Below are 18,953 nucleotides of genomic sequence, written 5' to 3'. Positions count from 1 at the left end.
ACCATAACGAGGCCGCGCAGATGCTTGTTTTCTGGAACAAAAAACTTGTGTTCCTATCGGTGCCCAAAACCGGCACCACCGCGATTGAGGCCGCTTTGGCCCCTGTGGCCGATATGGTGATTGCGAATCCCCCGGAGCTGAAACACGCGCCGGTCTATCGCTATAACCGCTTCTTCCGCCCGATGTTTGAACGCGCCTGCAACCGCGATGACATGGAACTCATGGCCGTGATGCGCGAACCTGTGAGCTGGCTGGCAAGCTGGTATCGGTACCGCCGCCGCGACAGTATGCGTGGGCATCGCAACTCCACCCATGAGGTGAGCTTTGACGAATTTGTGCAGGAATACATGAAAGGCGACAAGAAAGCGCCGTTTGCCAATGTGGGCAGCCAGGCCAAGTTTCTGGAGCCGCGCCCCAATGGCGTGCAGGTCGATCACCTCTTCCGCTATGAGGATCAGCCCAAGATGCTCGCCTTTCTTGAGGCACGTCTGGATCAGAAGATCACTCTGGAGCGGCGCAACAGCTCCCCGTCGATGCCGCTTGATCTGCCTGAGGCCACCTTGGCGAAACTGCGCCGCAAATGCGCCGCAGAATTTGAGCTTTACGAAAGCCTGTCTTAACCGCTGATCCGCGCCTGCACCGCTTCGGTGAGATCGCCAAGCGAAAACGGCTTGGGCAGGAAGCTTGAGTTGTCGATACGTGACTGATCGTCTGAAAAACTGTCTTCCGCGTAACCTGACACAAAGATCACCGGCACTTCCGGATATTCCGAGCGCGCCTGACGCACCCACGTTGGCCCGTCCATCCCCGGCATGATCACATCGCTGACAAAGACATCGATGCCGGGCTGATCTGCGGCCAAAATCTCCAGGGCTTCTTCGCCACTTGCAGCTTCAAGCACCGTGAAGCCCCGCATCTTGAGCGCACGGGTCGCAAAAGAACGCACCGGCGCCTCGTCTTCCACCAGAAGCACCACACCGCTGTGCTCCACCGCCGGCAGATCAGGGCGTTTTTCATCCAGCTCCGGCACAAATTCTTCCGCCGCGCCATAGGCCGGGAACATCAGCGTAAATGTGGTGCCCACGCCCTCGGTGCTGTCCACAAAAATGAACCCGCCGGTCTGTTTCACAATGCCATATGCGGTGCTGAGCCCCAGTCCGGTGCCCTCACCGGTCTTCTTGGTGGTGTAAAACGGCTCAAACACCTTCTGCATCTTGTCCTGCGGGATCCCGATGCCCTGATCAGCCACTTTGACCGCCACATATTTGCCAACCGGCACCACAACACGGTCCCGCTCCAGCGGCGCATCCAAGGCCACCTCTTCGGTTGTGACACGGATTTCACCGCCATCCGGCATCGCATCACGTGCATTCACCACGAGGTTCATCAGCACCTGCTCAAGCTGGCGCTTGTCTGCGCGGATCGACGGCAGCACCGGATCATTGCTCAGCGAAAGCGCCACGCGTTCCCCCACCAGCCGGTTCAGCAGATGGGTCAGATCCGCCAGCGTGTTGCGCAGATCAAGCACTTCGGGCCGCAGGTTCTGTTTACGTGAAAACGCCAGCAGCTGCCCCACAAGTGCTGCGGCTCGGTTGGCGTTCTGGTTGATCTGGATGAGGTCTGCATAATCCGCATCCCCCTGATCATGGCGCAGCAACAGCAGGTCGCAATGTCCTGAAATCGCGGTCAAAAGATTGTTGAAATCATGCGCCACACCGCCAGCCAACTGGCCAATCGCCTGCATTTTCTGGCTTTGCACAAACTGCTCTTCCAGCGATTTGAACTCAGTTGCGTCGTTCAAAACCGCGATCAGGGACCGCCCGTTGCCTTCCACAATACGGTTGAGGCTCACCTGCACGATGACCTCTTTGTCTTCGCGCTTCAGGCGCAGGAATTCACTCTTCTTGGCAGATTTACCCTGTGCAGCCTCCACCAGCCAATCGCGAATGGACCGGCCCAGACCTTCCATCAGATCGCTCATCACGGTGTCTTCGGTGATGTCCAGATGGATCAGGCTGCGCGCGGCACGGTTGGCGAGAACCACGCGGCCCTCAGGCTCAAGCTTCACAATCGGCACGGGCAGCTCATCAAACTGCATCGCACCGCCGCGGGTCACCGGGGTTTCGGTCGGCAAGAGATAGATCTCACGACGGCCCGCCGTGGCATCATATTGCGCCACCAGACACTGCTGCTCGCCGCTTGAGGTGTGGATCACCGTCGCATCACGCGGCTGCGCGACATCGGGGCCAAACACATCCGTCAGCGTCTTTTTACGCTCACCCAGCAGCGCGCGCGCCGCGGCATTCATGAACAAAATCGTGCCGGTGCGCCCGGCTGTTAGCATCGGCAGCTTTGGTCCTGTGCCCGCGCCAGCGGCGTCTTTCGCCGGGTGGGTCTTGCTCATAGTCCAGAGCAGAATATCCTCGTCAACCAGCTGAACCTTGAGCCGCAACATATTGTCACGCAACACAAGTTCGTCTTCGTGCTTGCCATCGGTCAGGCTGGTGGCAATGGCATCCGCGACCTTGTTTTCCGCATCCAGAACATGACCGGCCAGCACATCCTGCATGGTTTCGCGCGCATCGCCGCCCGCTTCCTGCGCTGTCTTGTTCGCATAAAGCACACGACCTGCAAAATCGGTAACAACCACCTGCTCTTCGGCGTCCACATGCAGCTGCGTCAGCAGCTCCACAACGCCATTCTGGACAGCGCGGCGGCGCATCGACAGCGCCATGGTCACCGCACAGGCAAAGCCCGTCAGCCCGCTGGCAAACAGCATGATCAGCCGCAACATCTCGTTTTCGAGCATAAATGTCGTGGCCACCATGGCGAGCGCGGCAAAGGCGAGAAGTCCGGCGTGATGGGGAGTTGCTGCCTTTTTGCGGGGCAGCGGTTGCGCTGCATCGGTCGAGCTAGACACGTTTGCACCTACTGTTTTTGGTTTTCGTTAATATGCGCGAAATATCCTTAATCACGCATTAACGATAACTGAGGATTCATCTATTCTACCTTATTTTCGACGCAAAACCGCGTCAAAAAATCCATCACCGCCATCGGCGAATGAATACTGCCGCGACGAGAGCGTCTCCCACCCCGGATGACGGTCGTGGAAGGCGTTGATTTGCGCCATGTTTTCGGCCTCAAGGAAAGAGCATGTGGCATAGGCCAGCACGCCATCCTCTGCGACCAAACTCTGCGCCTGATCCAGAATTTCCGCCTGTATTCGGGTCAGATCCGCCAGATCGTCTTGGCTAAATCGCCACTTCGCATCCGGTGTACGCCGCCATGTTCCGCTGCCCGAACAAGGCGCATCACAGAGCACCAGATCATATGGCGCATGTTTCTGCGGCGCATCCACCAGCGTGACCTTTACGCCCGCGCGTTTGGCGCGTTCCGGCAAATCCGCCATCCGGCGCGGGGCAGCATCATGGGCATAAAACTGCCCCTCCACCTGCCCCGCCATGGCAAGGGTTTTGCCCCCGCCGCCAACGCAGTAATCCAGTATTTTCATGCCCTTGGCCAGCGGAAGCTCTGCCACCATCGCTTGTGAGGCCGCATCCTGCAGCTCCACGGCGCCATTCAGATAAGGTCCTGCCTGCCGAATGCGCCGCGCCCCTTCCGTGACCTCCAGCGCGGTATCCACAAGCGCCACCGCGCGCGTCGCAACACCCGCCGCATCCAAGGCCGCCCGCGCCTCTGCCACAGTGGATTTCGCGAGGTTCACGCGCAGAAACACCGGCGCACGCGCACGCATCTGCTCAAGCGTTTCGTCAAATTGTCCGCCAAGACTTTCTCGTAACAGCTCAACTAGCCAGTCAGGCACATCCAAGGGCAAATCTGTTGCTGGGGCCGCGATTTCCGCATCATCCAAAGCTGCTGGCGCATAGGCCGCACCCGTGAACAACGCCGCCAAATCAGCCCCCTGCGCCCGCAGAACCCCGATCATCAGCCCGCGCCCGCTCAGCCCGCCGCCCAGATGGGCCGCCGAATTGCGCTGGCGCAAGGCATCAAACACATGATCGCGGATTGCGGCCCGGTCCTTGGACCCGGCAAACCGGCTGCGTCTTGCCCAGCCGGTCAATGCTTTCTCTGCTGGCGCGCCTTCCAGGATCTGATCCAGAACCTCAATCGCCGCCTGAACGCGCGCCGCTGGCGTCATCCGCCAATCCGGTAGTTTGGTGCCTCACGGGTGATCTGCACATCATGCACGTGGCTCTCTTTCAGGCCCGCACCGGTGATTTTCACAAACTTGCAGTTCTTGCGCATCTCTTCGACCGTCGCGTTGCCGGTGTAACCCATGGCCGCACGCAAGCCGCCCACCAGCTGGTGGATCACGGTGCCCGCCGGACCTTTGTAAGGCACCTGCCCCTCGATCCCTTCCGGCACCAGCTTGTCGCTTGCCGCATCCTTCTGGAAGTAGCGATCAGCCGAGCCACGCGCCATCGCGCCAAGGCTGCCCATACCGCGGTAGGATTTGAACGAACGGCCTTGATAGAGGATCACCTCACCGGGGCTCTCATCGGTGCCCGCAATCATCGAGCCCACCATCGCACAGCTTGCACCCGCCGCAATCGCCTTGGCGAAGTCACCGGAGAATTTGATGCCACCATCCGCAATCACTGGCACGTCACCGGCGGCGGTCGCACAATCATCAATCGCGGTCAGCTGAGGCACGCCAACGCCTGCCACCATCCGTGTGGTACAGATCGAGCCCGGCCCGATGCCCACTTTCACCGCATCCGCGCCTGCATCAATCAAGGCGCGTGTGGCGTCACCGGTGGCAACATTGCCCGCAATCACCTGCACCGCGTTGCTTTGGGATTTGATGCGTTTCACCGCTTCGATCACCCCTTCAGAGTGGCCATGCGCGGTATCGACCACCACGATGTCCACACCCGCATCAATCAGCATCTCGGAGCGCTCAAAGCCGCTATCGCCCACGGACGAGGCCGCAGCCACGCGCAAACGGCCCAGCTCGTCTTTGCAGGCGGTCGGGTTCAGCACAGCCTGCTCGGTGTCTTTCAGCGTCAAAAGACCAGTCAGCTTGCCCTGCCCGTCATGCACCAACAGCTTTTCAATCCGGCGCGCGCGCATCAGGCTCTTGGCCTCTTCCAGATCCGCAGGCTCCGCCAGCATCGCCAGATCATTGGTGGTCATCATCGCGTGTACCGGCGTGTCATCGCTCTGGGCAAAGCGCATGTCGCGGTTGGTCACAATGCCGACCACGCGGCCCTCTTCGTCCACCACCGGGAAACCGGTAAAGCGATAGCGCTCAATCAGCGCCTTGGCATCCGCCAGCGTCTGGTTCGGGGTCAGCGTGACCGGGTTATAGACAATCCCGCTCTCAAAGCGTTTCACCCGGCGCACTTCGCGTGCCTGGGACTCCGCATCAAGGTTCTTGTGGATCACGCCCATGCCACCGGCCTGCGCCATGGCAATCGCCATCCGGCTTTCGGTCACAGTGTCCATCGCCGAGCTGAGCAGGGGAATGTTCAAATCAATGCTCTTTGTGACCCGTGTGCGCGTGTCCGCCGTCGACGGCAGCACCACCGACGCGGCTGGAACCAGTAGAACATCATCGAAAGTCTGCGCCTCACGAATCTCCATCGCAAATCTCCTTGGGGGAACCTCGTTTGGCACGTCCCTATCGCACGCCCTCCGCCTGTGGAAAACCCCTAATCCGCCCCAACCTCCTCTCAGACCTCAAATAACTGCCCCGGCGGAGCCCCCCCGGTCATTTTTCGCGCATCCATCGCAATTTACGCCTGACCGTGCCGCCCACAGACCAATCCATGCCGCTCCTTGTCATTCCCGCCTGCGCACGCCAGATATGCTCTCAGACACGCGAACAGACCCAAGGCACTCCAATGAGCAGCGATCCACTTGTGATTTTCACTCCCTCCGGCAAGCGCGGCAACTTCCCGGTCGGCACCCCCATTCTCACCGCCGCACGCCAGCTTGGCGTCGATCTGGACAGTGTTTGCGGCGGGCGTGGCGTCTGCTCCAAATGTCAGGTCACCCCGTCTTATGGCGAATTTCCCAAGCACGGCGTGACCGTCGCGGATGATGCGCTGTCTGAATGGAACGCGGTTGAGCAGCGCTATGATGACAAGCGTGGCCTCACCAAAGGCCGCCGTCTGGGCTGTCAGGCCACCGTTCAGGGCGACGTGGTGATTGATGTTCCAGCGGAAAGTCAGGTCCACAAACAAGTGGTGCGCAAACGCGCCGAGGTGCGCGACATCACGCTCAACGCCACCGTGTCTCTTAGCTATGTCGAGGTGGAAGAGCCCGACATGCACAAGCCCTCCGGCGATCTGGAGCGGCTTCTGACCGCGCTGAAGACCGCCACGGGTCATGCAGAAATCGCGGTAGACACCCATCTTCTGCGCCCACTGCAGCCGCTCTTGCGCAAAGGCAACTGGGCCGTGACCGCCGCGCTGCATCAGGGCCACAACGACAGCACACCGCGTGTGATTGCGCTTTGGCCCGGCTATTTCGAAGGGCCGATCTACGGCCTCGCCGTTGACCTTGGCTCCACCACCATCGCAGGCCACCTCTGTGATCTTTCCTCCGGCGAAGTGGTGGCTTCCTCCGGCCTCATGAACCCGCAGATCCGTTTTGGCGAAGACCTCATGAGCCGCGTCAGCTACGCCATGATGAACAAAGGCGGCGATCTGGAAATGACCGAGGCCGTGCGCGAAGGTCTCAACCAGCTGGTTGTGGACATCGCGCAAGAGGCCAAAATCGAGACCAGCCAGATCCTCGACGCGGTCTTTGTGATGAACCCGGTGATGCACCACCTGTTCCTCGGCATCGACCCGTTTGAACTGGGTCAGGCGCCTTTTGCGCTTGCCACCTCTGATGCGCTCGAACTCATGGCCTCTGATCTGGGCCTTACTATCGCGCCGGGCACCCGCGCCTATCTGCTGCCCTGTATCGCGGGCCACGTGGGCGCTGATGCCGCAGGCGTTGCGCTCTCCGAGGCGCCCGACAAATCCGAAGACCTCGTTTTGGTGGTCGATGTGGGCACCAACGCCGAAATCCTGCTGGGTGACAAAGACGGCGTTCTGGCCTGCTCCTCCCCAACCGGCCCGGCCTTTGAGGGCGCACAGATCAGCGCAGGCCAGCGCGCCGCGCCCGGTGCCATTGAACGTGTGGAAATTGATCCCGTTACCAAAGAGCCACGCTTCCGCGTGATCGGCTGTGAGCTCTGGTCTGACGACGAAGGCTTTGCCGCCGCTGTCGCGGGCACCGGCATCACCGGCATCTGCGGCTCCGGCATCATCGAAGTGATCGCCGAAATGCGCCTTGCCGGTCTGGTGGATGCCTCAGGCCTCATCGGCTCAGCCGAGCAAACCGGCACCGCCCGCTGTTTTGCGGACGGGCGCACCAACTCCTACACCCTGTGGGAAGGCGACGCGGATCAGAAATCCGTCACCGTCACCAACGGCGACATCCGCGCCATCCAGATGGCCAAAGCCGCGCTCTATTCCGGCGCGCGCCTGCTGATGGACAAACGCGGTGTCGATCAGGTCGATCGCGTTGTGCTCGCCGGGGCTTTTGGTGCGCATATTTCGGCCAAGCACGCCATGGTGCTGGGCATGATCCCCGACTGCACCCTGGAGAAAGTCACCTCCGCAGGCAACGCCGCCGGCACCGGCGCGCGCATTGCGCTGCTCAACCGCGAAGCCCGCGGGCAGATCGAAACTCTCGTGCGCCAGATCGAGAAGATCGAAACCGCCGTGGAGCCACGCTTTCAGGAGCATTTCGTAAATGCCTCCGCCATGCCGAACTCCTCTGATCCCTTCCCGATCCTGCGCACCGTGGTCGATCTGCCGGAGGTGAGCTTCAACACAGGTGGCGGCGATGGCGGAGCCGCTGGCGGCGGACGCCGCAGACGTCGGCGCGGCTGACATACACAGAACCCACATCTCTGCGGCCAGCCATATGGCCGCAGGGATCGCGCAGAGGTCGCCAGGTATCTCATTCCCGAATTGTCCCCAACCCCATTCAGGCCTAGTCTTTAGACTGGTGAGGGAGTGGGTTTCATGGCGCGAAAACTGATCATCTGTCTGGACGGCACAGGCAACGAGGTTGAGAAAAACGAAAGCAACATTCTCCGCCTTTACAAGTGCCTGAAACATGACGAGCAGCAGCTTGTTTACTACGAGCCGGGCGTCGGCACCCTGTCCACCAGACCTTTCGCACGCGGCCATTTCTCAAAAATCAAACTGCTTCTGGGGCTGGCCACCGGCCTTGGGCTGCACCAGAACGTCATGCACGCCTATTCCTTCCTCTGTGAAAACTACCGCAACGGCGACCAGCTCTATTTCTTTGGCTATTCCCGAGGTGCCTACACCGCGCGCGTGCTCGCGGGCTTCATCAATGACTTCGGTCTGGTCGCGCCCCATGAGCTGCATCTGGTTGGCCCGGTGTTCAAAGCCTGGCGCAAACTGCGCACCGACAGCGACTCCAAAGATTATGCCACCCTGCGCATCTCCGAACAGTTCTTCCACATGCGCCACCCCTCGATCCGCTTTCTGGGGCTTTGGGACACGGTCAGCTCCATGATCCGAATCCGCCTGAGATGGGGCAGCCTTATCGAATTTGGCAGCCATTCCAGCGTAGATGAAAACCCAAGCGTCAAGGCGGTGCGCCACGTGCTCGCCATCGACGAAACCCGCCGCTTTTTCCGTCATCAGTTCTGGAAACCCGGGCAGAAATACTACGGCAACCGCTTCAAGAAGAAATCCGATCCACCAGATCAGGACGTCAAACAGGTCTGGTTTGTCGGCACCCACACCGATGTGGCCGGATCTGTTACCGAAAAAGAGGCTGGGCTCGCAAAAGTAACAATGCAATGGATGCGCGAAGAGCTTGATGGCCTCGACAGCGACAGCACCCTGCTGTTCCGCGATATTTTCTACAACCGCTATGTGCAGGGCAAAGAAGATGAGGTCACCAAACGCATGGGGCTGGAGATCTCCTCCCCCGATGCCAAAGCCCCGATCCACAGCCAGATGAAGCTGCGCAAATTCTGGCCCATTCTGGAGATCTTTCCCCGTCTGGTCAGCCGCAGCCGTCACCCCGATCAGAAGGGCTGGTTTGGCTACTACCTGCCCCTCGCCCAGCCCCGCTACATTGCACCCGGCTCAGACATCCATCCCACTGTGACGGAACGCAAATCTGACCCGGCCACAGACTATGATCCGCCCAATCTGCCGTGATTCCAGAATGGTCTCTTGCGCCGCCAGACACGTGGCAAAAATAATGCCCCGCCCGCCACTTGACCTTCGGACGGGTTAGAAGTAGCTCTGCCAACCAGAGCGCGGGTATGGTGAAATGGTATCATGCGAGCTTCCCAAGCTTAAGGTGCGGGTTCGATTCCCGCTACCCGCTCCAACTTCCCCCATTTGATGTCGCCTGCCGGAATGCTACGCCGCGTCTCCGCCATGTTGCGTAAGGTCATGTTTGCCGCCCACCTGACGTGCAGGTAAAGTTTCCGGCAAACATCCAAACCTATGAGCCTTCCATGTCTATCGTGACCTATGAAACCCGCGGCAAAACCGCGATCCTCACGCTGAACAATGGCGAAAACCGTCAGAACCCGGCCTTCGCCACAGCCATGCTGGATGCCTTGCAGCAAGCTGAGGACGACAAATCCATCCGCGCCGTTGTGATCACCTCCAGTGATGAGAAAAACTGGTCCCAGGGCGTCGATCTCAACTGGCTGATGGCCGCCAAACAGGCAGGCAACGTCGATGACATGCGCGCCTTCATGAACGGCATGAACGAGGTCTTTGCCCGCGTCCTGACCTTTCCGATGCCGGTGATAGCCGCGATCACAGGGCACGCCTTTGGCAATGGGGCGATGCTGGCCTGCGCCTGCGATTTCCGCTTCATGCGCGCAGATCGCGGCTATTTCTGCTTCCCGGAAGTGGACATTAACATCCCCTTCCTGCCCTCCATGATCGCCTATGTGCGCAAAGCCATCCCCGAATACCGCTTCAACGAAATGAAGCTGACCGGCCGCCGTGTCACTGCACCAGAGCTTGAGGTCGACCACGTGCTGACCGCCGCCCCTGATGCCGAAGCAACCCTGACGGCGGCGCTGGAATTTGCCGCAACCTTCTCAAAAGGGCGCGCGATCTTTGGCGAGCACAAACGCCGGATGCACAAGGATATCCTTGAAACCATGGCACGCGATGACGCGCCCCTGATCGCGGCGCTCAAGCTCACCGTTTAACGAACTTCTGGCCGCCGCTAGCGGCCAGCTCCATATCAGCTGTGAAAGCTGCGGATATAGGTCAGAAGCGCCTTCGTGGATGCGGAGGCCGCTTCCGGCGCTTCACCACTTGCCACAGCATCCAGCAATCCCCCCGCCAGCTCTTTGCCCAGCTCCACGCCCCATTGGTCGTAGGAGTTGATGCCATAGATCACCCCTTCGACAAACACCCGATGCTCATAAAGCGCCACGATCTGGCCCAACACAAAAGGGGTCAGGCGAGGATAGACAAGCGTCGTTGACGGGCGGTTGCCGCTGAACACGCGGTGTTTGGCCAGTTGATCCAGCGTCTCGCCCGAGACGCCCTTCGCCTCCAGCTGCGCGCGCGCCTCTGCCTCGCTGCGCCCCTTCAAAAGCGCCTCAGACTGCGCCAGACAATTGGCCACAAGCGCACGGTGATGGCTGCTCAAGGCAGGTTCATGCCCTTCGGCACCCACGATAAATTCACAAGGCACCACCTGCTTGCCCTGATGGATCAGCTGATAAAACGCATGTTGCCCATTGGTGCCCGGCTCCCCCCAGACAATCGGCCCCGCCACACGGTCAAGCGTTTGGCCATCCACTGCCACCCCCTTGCCGTTGCTCTCCATCTCAAGCTGCTGCAGATAGGCCGGCAAGCGCGCCAGCCGCTGCTCATAGGGCAGGACAGCGCGTGTCTCATAGCCACAAACCTGCTGATGCCAGATGCCCACCAAGGCCAGCAGCACAGGCAGGTTTTCCGCCAGCGGCGCGTCACAGAAATGGCGATCCATCGCCTGCCCGCCTTCAAGAAAGCCCTCAAAGGCTGTCGGCCCAATCGCCAGCATCAGCGAAAAGCCAATTGGCCCCCAGACCGAATAGCGCCCGCCAACCCAATCCTCAAAGCCAAACACCCGCTCCGCCGGAATGCCAAACTCGGCACAGCGCTCCACAGCAGAGGAAATCGCCACAAACCGCTCCAGCTCTGCCTCACCACCGGCCCAGTTCAGCACGGTGCGCGCGTTCATCAACGTTTCCTGCGTGGTGAAGGTCTTGGAGGCCACAATCACCAGCGTGGTTTCAGGGTCCAACCCGTCCAGCGTGTCAGTCGCGTCCGCGCCATCGACATTTGAAATGAAGTGGCATTTCGGCCCGTCGTGATAAGGCGCCAGCGCCAGCACCGCCATCAACGGCCCCAGATCAGAGCCGCCAATGCCGATGTTCACCACATCGGTGATGCGTTTGCCCTGCCCCGGAAAGCTCCCGTCGCGCACCGCAGAGGCCAGTTTCGCCATGCGCGCGCGGGTCTCCTTGATCTCCGGCAGCACGTCTTCGCCGTCAACAACCACCGGCGCGCCACTCAGATTGCGCAACGCCGTATGCAGCACCGCGCGCCCCTCGGTGGCATTGATCTTTTCCCCGCCAAACATGGCCGCCCGCTTTTCAGCCACACCCGCAGCCTCTGCGATTTCGATCAGCGCAGCCTTGGCCTCGGCGTTGATTGTGGTCTTGCTGAAATCAAACAGCACCCCATCCGCCGTCAGCGAAAACCCCGCCGCGCGCTCAGGATCATGCGTAAAAAGATCTGCAATCTGAGCATCTTGCGCGTATGTCTTCAAGGAATCCAGTTTGGTCCACATCTCACTCACTCCGTCCAATGCACATCAGCACCCGCGCAGACCGCACGGATCGGGGCGTCCACCTCAGGCAGGCTCTGCGCCGCATTCAGCGCCTCACGCTTGTCCGCCCCTTTGATCAGGATGTGCTTGCGCAAGGCCCCATTCAGCACCCGCGCCGACAGCGTGATCCGAATGTCAGGCAGATCATCGCGCCGCACAGGGATCAGGATCGGCGCATCAGCAGCCAGTGCCGCCTCAAGCCCTTCCGCGCCGGGGAAAAGCGAGGCGGTGTGCATATCCGCGCCCATGCCCATCACCGCCACATCCACCGGCAGCGATGGCGCAATGCCTGCCTCAAGCTCAGGCAAGACGTTTTCCGGCACATCCGCAGGCGCATAGAGCGGCAGGTAGCGTGCCGCCATGGCGCGGTTGGTCAGAAGCCGCGCCTTCACCAGCGCCGAATTGGAGCGCTCGTGATCTTCCGGCACCCAGCGCTCGTCGGTCAGGATCACATCCACGCGCTCCCAATCCAGATCCACCGCGCTCAACGCATCAAAAATCGGCCCCGGCGTGGTGCCACCCGGCACCGCCAACACAACCCGTTCCTTCTGGTGCAGCGCCTCGCTCAGATCGCCCGCCAGCGCTTGCGTCACATCCATCGCCAGCATGTCGGCATCGGGGTAACTCTTGAAATTCATTTGTCTAAACCTCTCCATGCGCGCGCATCCCGCCGCATCATCAATTCCGCATCATCCGGCCCGTCAGAGAACGCATCATAGGGTTTGGGCACATCGCCGCGCGCTTCCCAACCGCGAATGATCGGATCGGTCCAGGCCCAGGCCGCCTCCACCTCGTCATCGCGCATGAAAAGCGTCTGATTACCCCGGATCACATCCATGATCAGCCGCTCATAGGCGTCCGGCGTGCCCTCAGCAGAGGGACCCAAAGCCTCCGCAAAGCTCATGTCCAGCGGCACATCCACCAGCCGCATGCCACCCGGCCCCGGCTCTTTGATGGTCACATTTAATGTAATACCTTCATTGGGTTGCAGCTGAATATTCAACTCGTTGCGATGCCGTCCAGCCTCGGGGCCAAAGATCGAATGCGGCGTGTCCTTGAACACCACCGTGATCTCGCTGTCCCGCGCGCTCAGCCGCTTTCCGGTGCGCAGATAAAACGGCGTGCCCGCCCACCGCCAGTTGTTGACCTGACATTTCAACGCCACAAAGCTCTCGGTTTTGGAGCGCGCATTGTCCACATCCTCACGATAGGCCGCCGCGCCATCCGCCGCCGTGTACTGGCCGCGCACAATATGATGGGGCTGCACATTGTCCAGCGCGCGGATCACCTTGAGTTTCTCATCGCGCACCGCATCCGGCTCAAACTGCGCCGGTGGCTCCATCGCGATCAGACACAGCAGCTGCATCAGGTGGTTCTGCACCATATCGCGCATGGCACCGGATTTTTCGTAGTAATCCCCGCGCCCCGCCACGCCGACAGTTTCCGCCACCGTGATCTGGATGTGATCGATGTATTGCGCGTTCCACAGCGGCTCAAACAGCATATTGCCAAAGCGCACCGCCATCAGGTTCTGCACAGTCTCTTTGCCAAGGTAATGGTCAATCCGGTAGATCTGCCCCTCGTCAAAATACTGTGCCAGTTCGCTGTTCAACGCCTGCGCGCTCTCCAGATCATGACCAAAGGGCTTTTCCACCACGATCCGCGTGTCATCTTCCACCAGCCCATGCCGCTTCAGGCCTTTGGCAAGATCGGAAAACACCCCCGGCCCGACCGAGAAGTAAAACGCCCGCACAGAGCCCGGCGTCAACAGCGCCGCCAGCTCAGACCAGCCGCCCTCGCCCCGCGCATCCACCGCGACATAATCCACATGTTCGCAAAACTCCGCGACCTGCGCATCATCCAGCGCCAGCTCTCCGGCAAACTCCTTGAGCGCTGTGCTCACAGTGGCGCGATAGGCCTCAGAGCTTAGCGCACTGCGCGCCGCGCCAACCACTTTGCTGCCATCCGGCATCTGTCCGGAACAAAACCGCCGAAACAGCGCTGGCAAGATCTTGCGCCGCGCAAGATCACCCGTTCCCCCAAACACCACCAAATCAAAAGGCTCTACTGGAATAATACGAGAAACCATGCGGCCTCTTCCCTTGCTTTCTGCTCGGACCGTCGCTGCGGCGCCGTCCCATTGCCCCAACATCGTTAGCGCTAACGACGCTTTCGAGTGATCTAACATCGCCACTCTAACACCGCAAGCGCGCATCACAACTCTGTCAGAAGCGCTGCGGCACGGATGGTCAAGCCCTATAACATTGGGTAGGAGGCATTGGGCACATAACAGATGGCAGTTTCATGAAAGATCAGGCAAATCTCGGCAAATTCCAGGATCCGTTCATCACAGCCAAAGGCGAAGATCGGGCGCATGTTGCACTCAACAACCCTGAAACGCTGTGGTTCAACACCGGAACGCTCTGCAACATTGAGTGCGAGAACTGCTATATCTTCTCATCGCCCACCAATGATGACCTGCTCTACATCACCGCTGATGAGGTGAGCGACTACCTCGACCAACTTGAAACCCGCGAATGGAACGTGCGCGAGATCGGCTTCACCGGTGGCGAGCCTTTCATGAACCCGGAAATGATCGAAATCACCCGCCGCTCGCTGGAACGCGGCTACGATGTGCTGATCCTCACCAACGCCATGCAGCCCCTGATGCGCAAACGTGTCCGCGAAGGCCTCCTGGAGCTGCGCGAAACCTACCGCGACAAGCTCACGTTCCGCATTTCCATCGACCACTGGAACCCGGAGCGCCACGATCAGGAACGTGGTGCCGGCTCCTTTGACCGCATGATCCTCGGCATGGAATGGCTGCGCGACGAAGGTTTTCAGATGACCGTTGCCGGCCGCACCCTCTGGGGCGAGTCCGATGCGGACTCCCGCGCCGGATACGCGCGCCTTTATGCCAAACACGGGTTCGAAATCGACCCGCAGCATCCGGCGCAAACCATGCTCTTCCCGGAGATGGATGAAACCGTCGAAGTGCCGGAAATCACCACCGCCTGCTGGGGCATCCTCAACAAATCTCCCAACGACATCATGTGCGCCAGCTCACGCATGGTTGTGCGCCGCAAGGGCTCCAAAGCCCCGGCGGTCATTGCCTGCACTTTGCTGCCCTATGTCGAAGAGTTCGAGCTTGGCCAGACGCTCAAGGAGGCCGAGAAGCCCGTGCTTCTCAACCACCCCCACTGCGCCAAATTCTGCGTTCTCGGCGGCGCGAGCTGCTCCGCCTGAGCGTATTTCCCTACTGAGCTTCATTCAGCTCCGGAGAGCGCCAATATTTGCTGCCTTCCAGACTGGCGTTCACGCGCCAGCGGTTTTTGTCGAGCAAAAACACAGACCGCCCATCGCGAAAGCTGGTCTGCTCGGTGTCCCCATCCGATCCTGACTGCGCGCCGCCGCTTGCGCCCGCATCATAGCCATGGGTGACAAAATTGTTCAGATCCCCAGCGGTCTCAAACAGGATCACAAACTGATTGGTAAACCCGCCAATGCCAATCGCCCCGCCAAGCCCGCCAGTGCCCATATTCATATAGACCCGTCCAGAGCCGTCTTTGGCCATCGCCACCCCGCGCCCATAGCCAGTGGTCAGCGGGAAAATCGTCACCTTACGCGCATCAAACGCCGCATAGCCTGCGCCCTGCTCATAAAGCCGCGCCGCCTCCGGATTTTCCTTCAAAAGCCGCGCCAGAATCTCATCCGCCATTGCATCAAGCCGCGCCCGCGTCTGTTCGACTGTCTCTTCATTTGAAAGCAACTCATCGGTGGAGGTCACAGTGTTCTCAACCGCCTCAGCGCCCTCGTGGACCACGTCGCCCACGGCCTCAGCCCCGCCTTCAATCGCATGGCCTGTCGCGCTCAGCCCGTCACCGATCGCTTCACCGGCATTCTCCGCCCCGCGCTTGATCTTGTCTGCCAGTGAATCCGCCGAGGCCACAGAGGCACAGACTGAGCCAACGGCCGCCCCGCCGCACAGCGCAACAACTCTAAAAATATTCTGCTTCATAAAATACCCTCAAAACTGGTTTTACCACGGCTCCTACCAAGAACGCCGCGCTGCGCAAACCCCTGTTGGGGCAGCGGCATCCTCTGGCTAAAACCATGCGGGATTTCCCTCAAAAACTCAAAGGGCTAGGGTTTTTTCGGCGGAATAGCCGCAGGATCACCACAGCCCCATTGCACCCTACATGTCGCCTCTGATATAAGCGAGCCAACAAGATATGGACCGCCAAAAAGAAGCGAGATCGGGACTTGAGCGACACGCCGGAAACCCCTGAAAACGAAGAAGAAAACACGCATGAACGGATGATCCACGACGGTCCCACTGTGACCATCGAGGAGGAAATGCGCGCCAGCTACCTCGACTACGCCATGAGCGTGATCGTCAGCCGCGCCATTCCAGACCTGCGTGATGGCCTCAAACCGGTGCACCGCCGCATTCTTTATGCGATGCATGAAACCGGCAACACCCACGACAAAGCCTACCGCAAATCGGCCCGTCCTGTGGGCGACGTGATGGGTAAATACCACCCGCACGGCGATGGCGCGATCTATGACGCTCTGGTGCGGATGGCACAGGATTTCTCCATGTCGCTGCCGCTTCTGGACGGTCAGGGCAACTTCGGCTCCATGGACGGCGACAACCCGGCGGCCATGCGTTACACCGAGGTCCGCATGGACAAACCGGCGGCTGCGCTGCTGGCCGACATAGACAAGGAAACCGTTGATTTCCAAGACAACTATGATGGCAAAGACCAGGAGCCAACCGTGCTGCCTGCGCGCTTCCCCAACATGCTTGTCAACGGCGCGGGCGGCATCGCGGTGGGTATGGCCACCAACATTCCGCCGCACAATCTGGGCGAAGTGATCGACGCAACCTTGGCGCTGATCGAAGACCCGGATCTGACCTCTGAGCAGCTCATTCAATATGTCCCCGGCCCGGACTTCCCCACCGGTGGCATCCTTCTGGGCCGCTCTGGCGCGCGCAAAGCCTATCTTGAGGGCCGCGGCAGCGTTGTGATCCGTTCCAAAACCCGCGTTGAGGAAATCCGCAAGGACCGCTACGCCATCGTCATCGACGAAATCCCCTATCAGGTGAACAAAGCCTCGATGATCGAGAAGATCGCCGAGGCCGCGCGCGAAAAGCGTATCGAAGGCATCGCCCACGTTCAGGATGAATCTGACCGTGACGGTGTGCGCGTGGTGGTCGAGCTCAAACGCGACGCCACCGCCGAAGTGGTGCTGAACCAGCTCTTCCGCTTCACCCCGATGCAGACCCACTTTGGCTGCAACATGCTGGCCCTGAACGGCGGTCGCCCAGAGCAGCTCACCCTGCGCCGCTTCCTGACCTCCTTCATCGACTTCCGCGAAGACGTGGTTGCCCGCCGCACAGCCTACCTGCTGCGCAAGGCCCGCGAACGCAGCCACATCCTCTGTGGTCTGGCCGTGGCTGTCACCAATGTGGACGAAGTGGTTGCGACCATCCGCAGCTCCGCCGATGCAGCAGAAGCGCGTGAAAAGCTGATGACCCGTCGCTGGCCCGCGGCAGAAATCGCCGGCTACATCCGTCTGATCGACGATCCGACCCACACCATGAACGAGGACGGCACCTACAACCTGTCGGAAACACAGGCGCGCGCCATTCTCGAGCTGCGCCTGCAGCGCCTCACCCAGATCGGTGTGAAAGAGGTCACGGACGAACTCGAAGAACTGGCCGCTAAGATCAAGGAATACCTTGAAATTCTCGGCTCACGCGAGCGCATCATGGGGATCATCGGCGACGAGCTGCGCGAAGTCCGTGAGAACTTCGCCGTAGAACGCCGCACCGAAATCGTCGACTGGTCCGGTGACATGGACGACGAAGACCTGATCGAGCGCGAAGACATGGTCGTGACCGTCACCTCCGGCGGCTACATCAAGCGCACCCCATTGGCCGACTTCCGCGCCCAGAAACGCGGCGGCAAAGGCATCTCGGGCATGCAGACCAAAGAAGAGGATGTGGTCACCACCCTCTTTGTGGCCAACACCCACACCCAGCTCTTGTTCTTCACCACCGATGGCATGGCCTACAAGCTCAAGACCTGGCGCCTGCCGCTGGGGGGTCGCACCGCCAAAGGCAAGGCGATTGTGAACATCCTGCCGATCCCGTCCGGTGTTTCGATTGCTGCGATCATGCCGGTGGACCGCCCAGAGGATGAGTGGGACGATCTGCAAATCATGTTTGCGACTTCTGCAGGCACCGTGCGCCGCAACCGCCTGTCCGATTTCACCAATGTGAAATCCAACGGCAAGATCGCCATGAAGTTTGAGGATGATCACGCCGACACCAAGCTGATCAACGCCCGTATCTGTACCGAAGAAGACGATGTGATGCTGGTGACCAATTCGGGCCGTGCGATCCGCTTCCCCACCACCGAGGTGCGCGTGTTCAACAGCCGCTCCTCCACTGGTGTGCGTGGCATTCGCCTGAACGGCAATGACGAAGTGGTCTCCATGTCCGTCATCCGCCACTTCCGCGCAGAAAGCGAAGAGCGCGCCGCCTATCTCAAGATGCGCCGCGCCGTGGCCGGTCTCACCGATGATGGCGGGGATGAAGACGAGGCGCCAGCGGGCGAACTTTCCCAAGAGCGCTACGCTGAAATGTCCGCCGCCGAGAACCTGATCCTCACGATCACCGCAGGCGGCGCAGGCAAGCTCAGCTCGTCTCATGACTACCCCGTGCGCGGCCGTGGCGGCCAGGGTGTAGCAGCCATGGACAAAGCCATGCGCGGCGGCGAACTTGTTGCCTCCTTCCCGGTGGAACTGGGCGATCAGATCATGCTCGCCACCTCCAAAGGCCAATCCATCCGCGTCCCTGTGGATGGCATCTCCTTCCGCTCCCGCTCTGCTGGCGGCGTCAGGGTGTTCAACACCGGCAAAGGCGAAGAAGTGGTCTCCGTGGCCTGGATTGCGGAACAAGACGACGAGGATGTGGCGGAAGAATAAACCGCCCCACCCAAGCAACACACAAGCCCCGGCGC

At 60.3% G+C, this 18,953-nt stretch carries 13 protein-coding genes and 1 tRNA gene; 7 read left to right on the top strand and 7 right to left on the bottom strand.

The genetic code is table 11. The features are described from left to right. The first annotated feature begins 20 nt into the window (after positions 1–20). Positions 21–620: a sulfotransferase family 2 domain-containing protein gene (locus ACO07T_RS13235; protein WP_209086773.1), complete on the top strand. Its 600-nt coding sequence runs from the start codon at positions 21–23 to the stop codon at positions 618–620. Here the strand turns inward: ACO07T_RS13235 and ACO07T_RS13230 are convergent. From ACO07T_RS13230 to guaB, 3 genes are all read right to left on the bottom strand, one after another. After that, on the bottom strand, positions 617–2,827 hold the full coding sequence (locus tag ACO07T_RS13230; RefSeq protein WP_422050505.1) for an ATP-binding protein: 2,211 nt from the start codon (positions 2,825–2,827) through the stop codon (positions 617–619). The two genes, ACO07T_RS13235 and ACO07T_RS13230, sit on opposite strands and share 4 nt — an antisense overlap. A gap of 183 nt (positions 2,828–3,010) precedes the next feature. Then, positions 3,011–4,159, bottom strand: coding sequence for an RsmB/NOP family class I SAM-dependent RNA methyltransferase (locus ACO07T_RS13225; protein ID WP_422049807.1), 1,149 nt, complete (start codon positions 4,157–4,159; stop codon positions 3,011–3,013). Continuing rightward, the gene (gene guaB, locus ACO07T_RS13220; RefSeq protein ID WP_422049806.1) at positions 4,156–5,607 is read right to left on the bottom strand and encodes an IMP dehydrogenase; all 1,452 of its coding nucleotides are present in this window, start codon (positions 5,605–5,607) and stop codon (positions 4,156–4,158) included. The genes ACO07T_RS13225 and guaB overlap by 4 nt, the downstream gene beginning before the upstream one ends. Positions 5,608–5,867: 260 nt before the next feature. Here guaB and ACO07T_RS13215 point away from each other — a divergent pair, with 260 nt between their 5' ends. The 4 genes from ACO07T_RS13215 to ACO07T_RS13200 all read left to right on the top strand — a co-directional run bounded on the left by ACO07T_RS13215 (position 5,868) and on the right by ACO07T_RS13200 (position 10,246). Further along, positions 5,868–7,913, top strand: a complete 2,046-nt coding sequence (locus ACO07T_RS13215; RefSeq protein WP_422049805.1) for an ASKHA domain-containing protein — start codon at positions 5,868–5,870, stop codon at positions 7,911–7,913. 135 nt (positions 7,914–8,048) lie between these two features. Next, entirely contained in the window at positions 8,049–9,227 is a 1,179-nt protein-coding gene (locus ACO07T_RS13210) for a DUF2235 domain-containing protein (protein ID WP_422049804.1), read from the top strand. Between the two features lie 101 nt (positions 9,228–9,328). Then, positions 9,329–9,402 (top strand) — tRNA-Gly (locus ACO07T_RS13205). A gap of 130 nt (positions 9,403–9,532) precedes the next feature. Next, positions 9,533–10,246: an enoyl-CoA hydratase/isomerase family protein gene (locus ACO07T_RS13200; RefSeq protein ID WP_422049803.1), complete on the top strand. Its 714-nt coding sequence runs from the start codon at positions 9,533–9,535 to the stop codon at positions 10,244–10,246. A gap of 35 nt (positions 10,247–10,281) precedes the next feature. Here the strand turns inward: ACO07T_RS13200 and pgi are convergent, their stop codons facing one another. From pgi to zwf, 3 genes are read right to left on the bottom strand one after another with little or no spacing between them, the layout of a single operon-like run. Next, positions 10,282–11,883 carry a glucose-6-phosphate isomerase gene (gene pgi / locus ACO07T_RS13195; protein ID WP_422049802.1) on the bottom strand — a complete coding sequence of 534 codons (1,602 nt, stop codon included), beginning with the start codon at positions 11,881–11,883 and terminating at the stop codon, positions 10,282–10,284. A 5-nt stretch (positions 11,884–11,888) separates the two neighbouring features. After that, positions 11,889–12,560, bottom strand: coding sequence for a 6-phosphogluconolactonase (pgl, locus tag ACO07T_RS13190; protein ID WP_422049801.1), 672 nt, complete (start codon positions 12,558–12,560; stop codon positions 11,889–11,891). Continuing rightward, the gene (gene zwf, locus ACO07T_RS13185; protein WP_422049800.1) at positions 12,557–14,011 is read right to left on the bottom strand and encodes a glucose-6-phosphate dehydrogenase; all 1,455 of its coding nucleotides are present in this window, start codon (positions 14,009–14,011) and stop codon (positions 12,557–12,559) included. Before zwf ends, pgl begins: the two co-directional genes overlap by 4 nt. Before the next feature lie 215 nt (positions 14,012–14,226). Here zwf and ACO07T_RS13180 point away from each other — a divergent pair, with 215 nt between their 5' ends. Continuing rightward, the gene (locus ACO07T_RS13180) at positions 14,227–15,168 is read left to right on the top strand and encodes a radical SAM protein (protein WP_209080892.1); all 942 of its coding nucleotides are present in this window, start codon (positions 14,227–14,229) and stop codon (positions 15,166–15,168) included. 10 nt (positions 15,169–15,178) lie between these two features. On the opposite strand, the gene ACO07T_RS13175 is transcribed toward ACO07T_RS13180, so the two are convergent. Further along, positions 15,179–15,940: a hypothetical protein gene (locus tag ACO07T_RS13175; RefSeq protein WP_422049799.1), complete on the bottom strand. Its 762-nt coding sequence runs from the start codon at positions 15,938–15,940 to the stop codon at positions 15,179–15,181. 245 nt (positions 15,941–16,185) lie between these two features. On the opposite strand from ACO07T_RS13175, the gene gyrA reads away from it, so the two are divergent. Next, positions 16,186–18,918 carry a DNA gyrase subunit A gene (gene gyrA / locus ACO07T_RS13170; RefSeq protein WP_422049798.1) on the top strand — a complete coding sequence of 911 codons (2,733 nt, stop codon included), beginning with the start codon at positions 16,186–16,188 and terminating at the stop codon, positions 18,916–18,918. The last annotated feature ends 35 nt before the right edge of the window (positions 18,919–18,953 follow it).

The sequence above is a fragment of the Shimia sp. genome (assembly GCF_965227725.1).
Lineage (GTDB): Bacteria > Pseudomonadota > Alphaproteobacteria > Rhodobacterales > Rhodobacteraceae > Shimia.
This window is presented reverse-complemented; position numbering and strand designations above follow the sequence as displayed.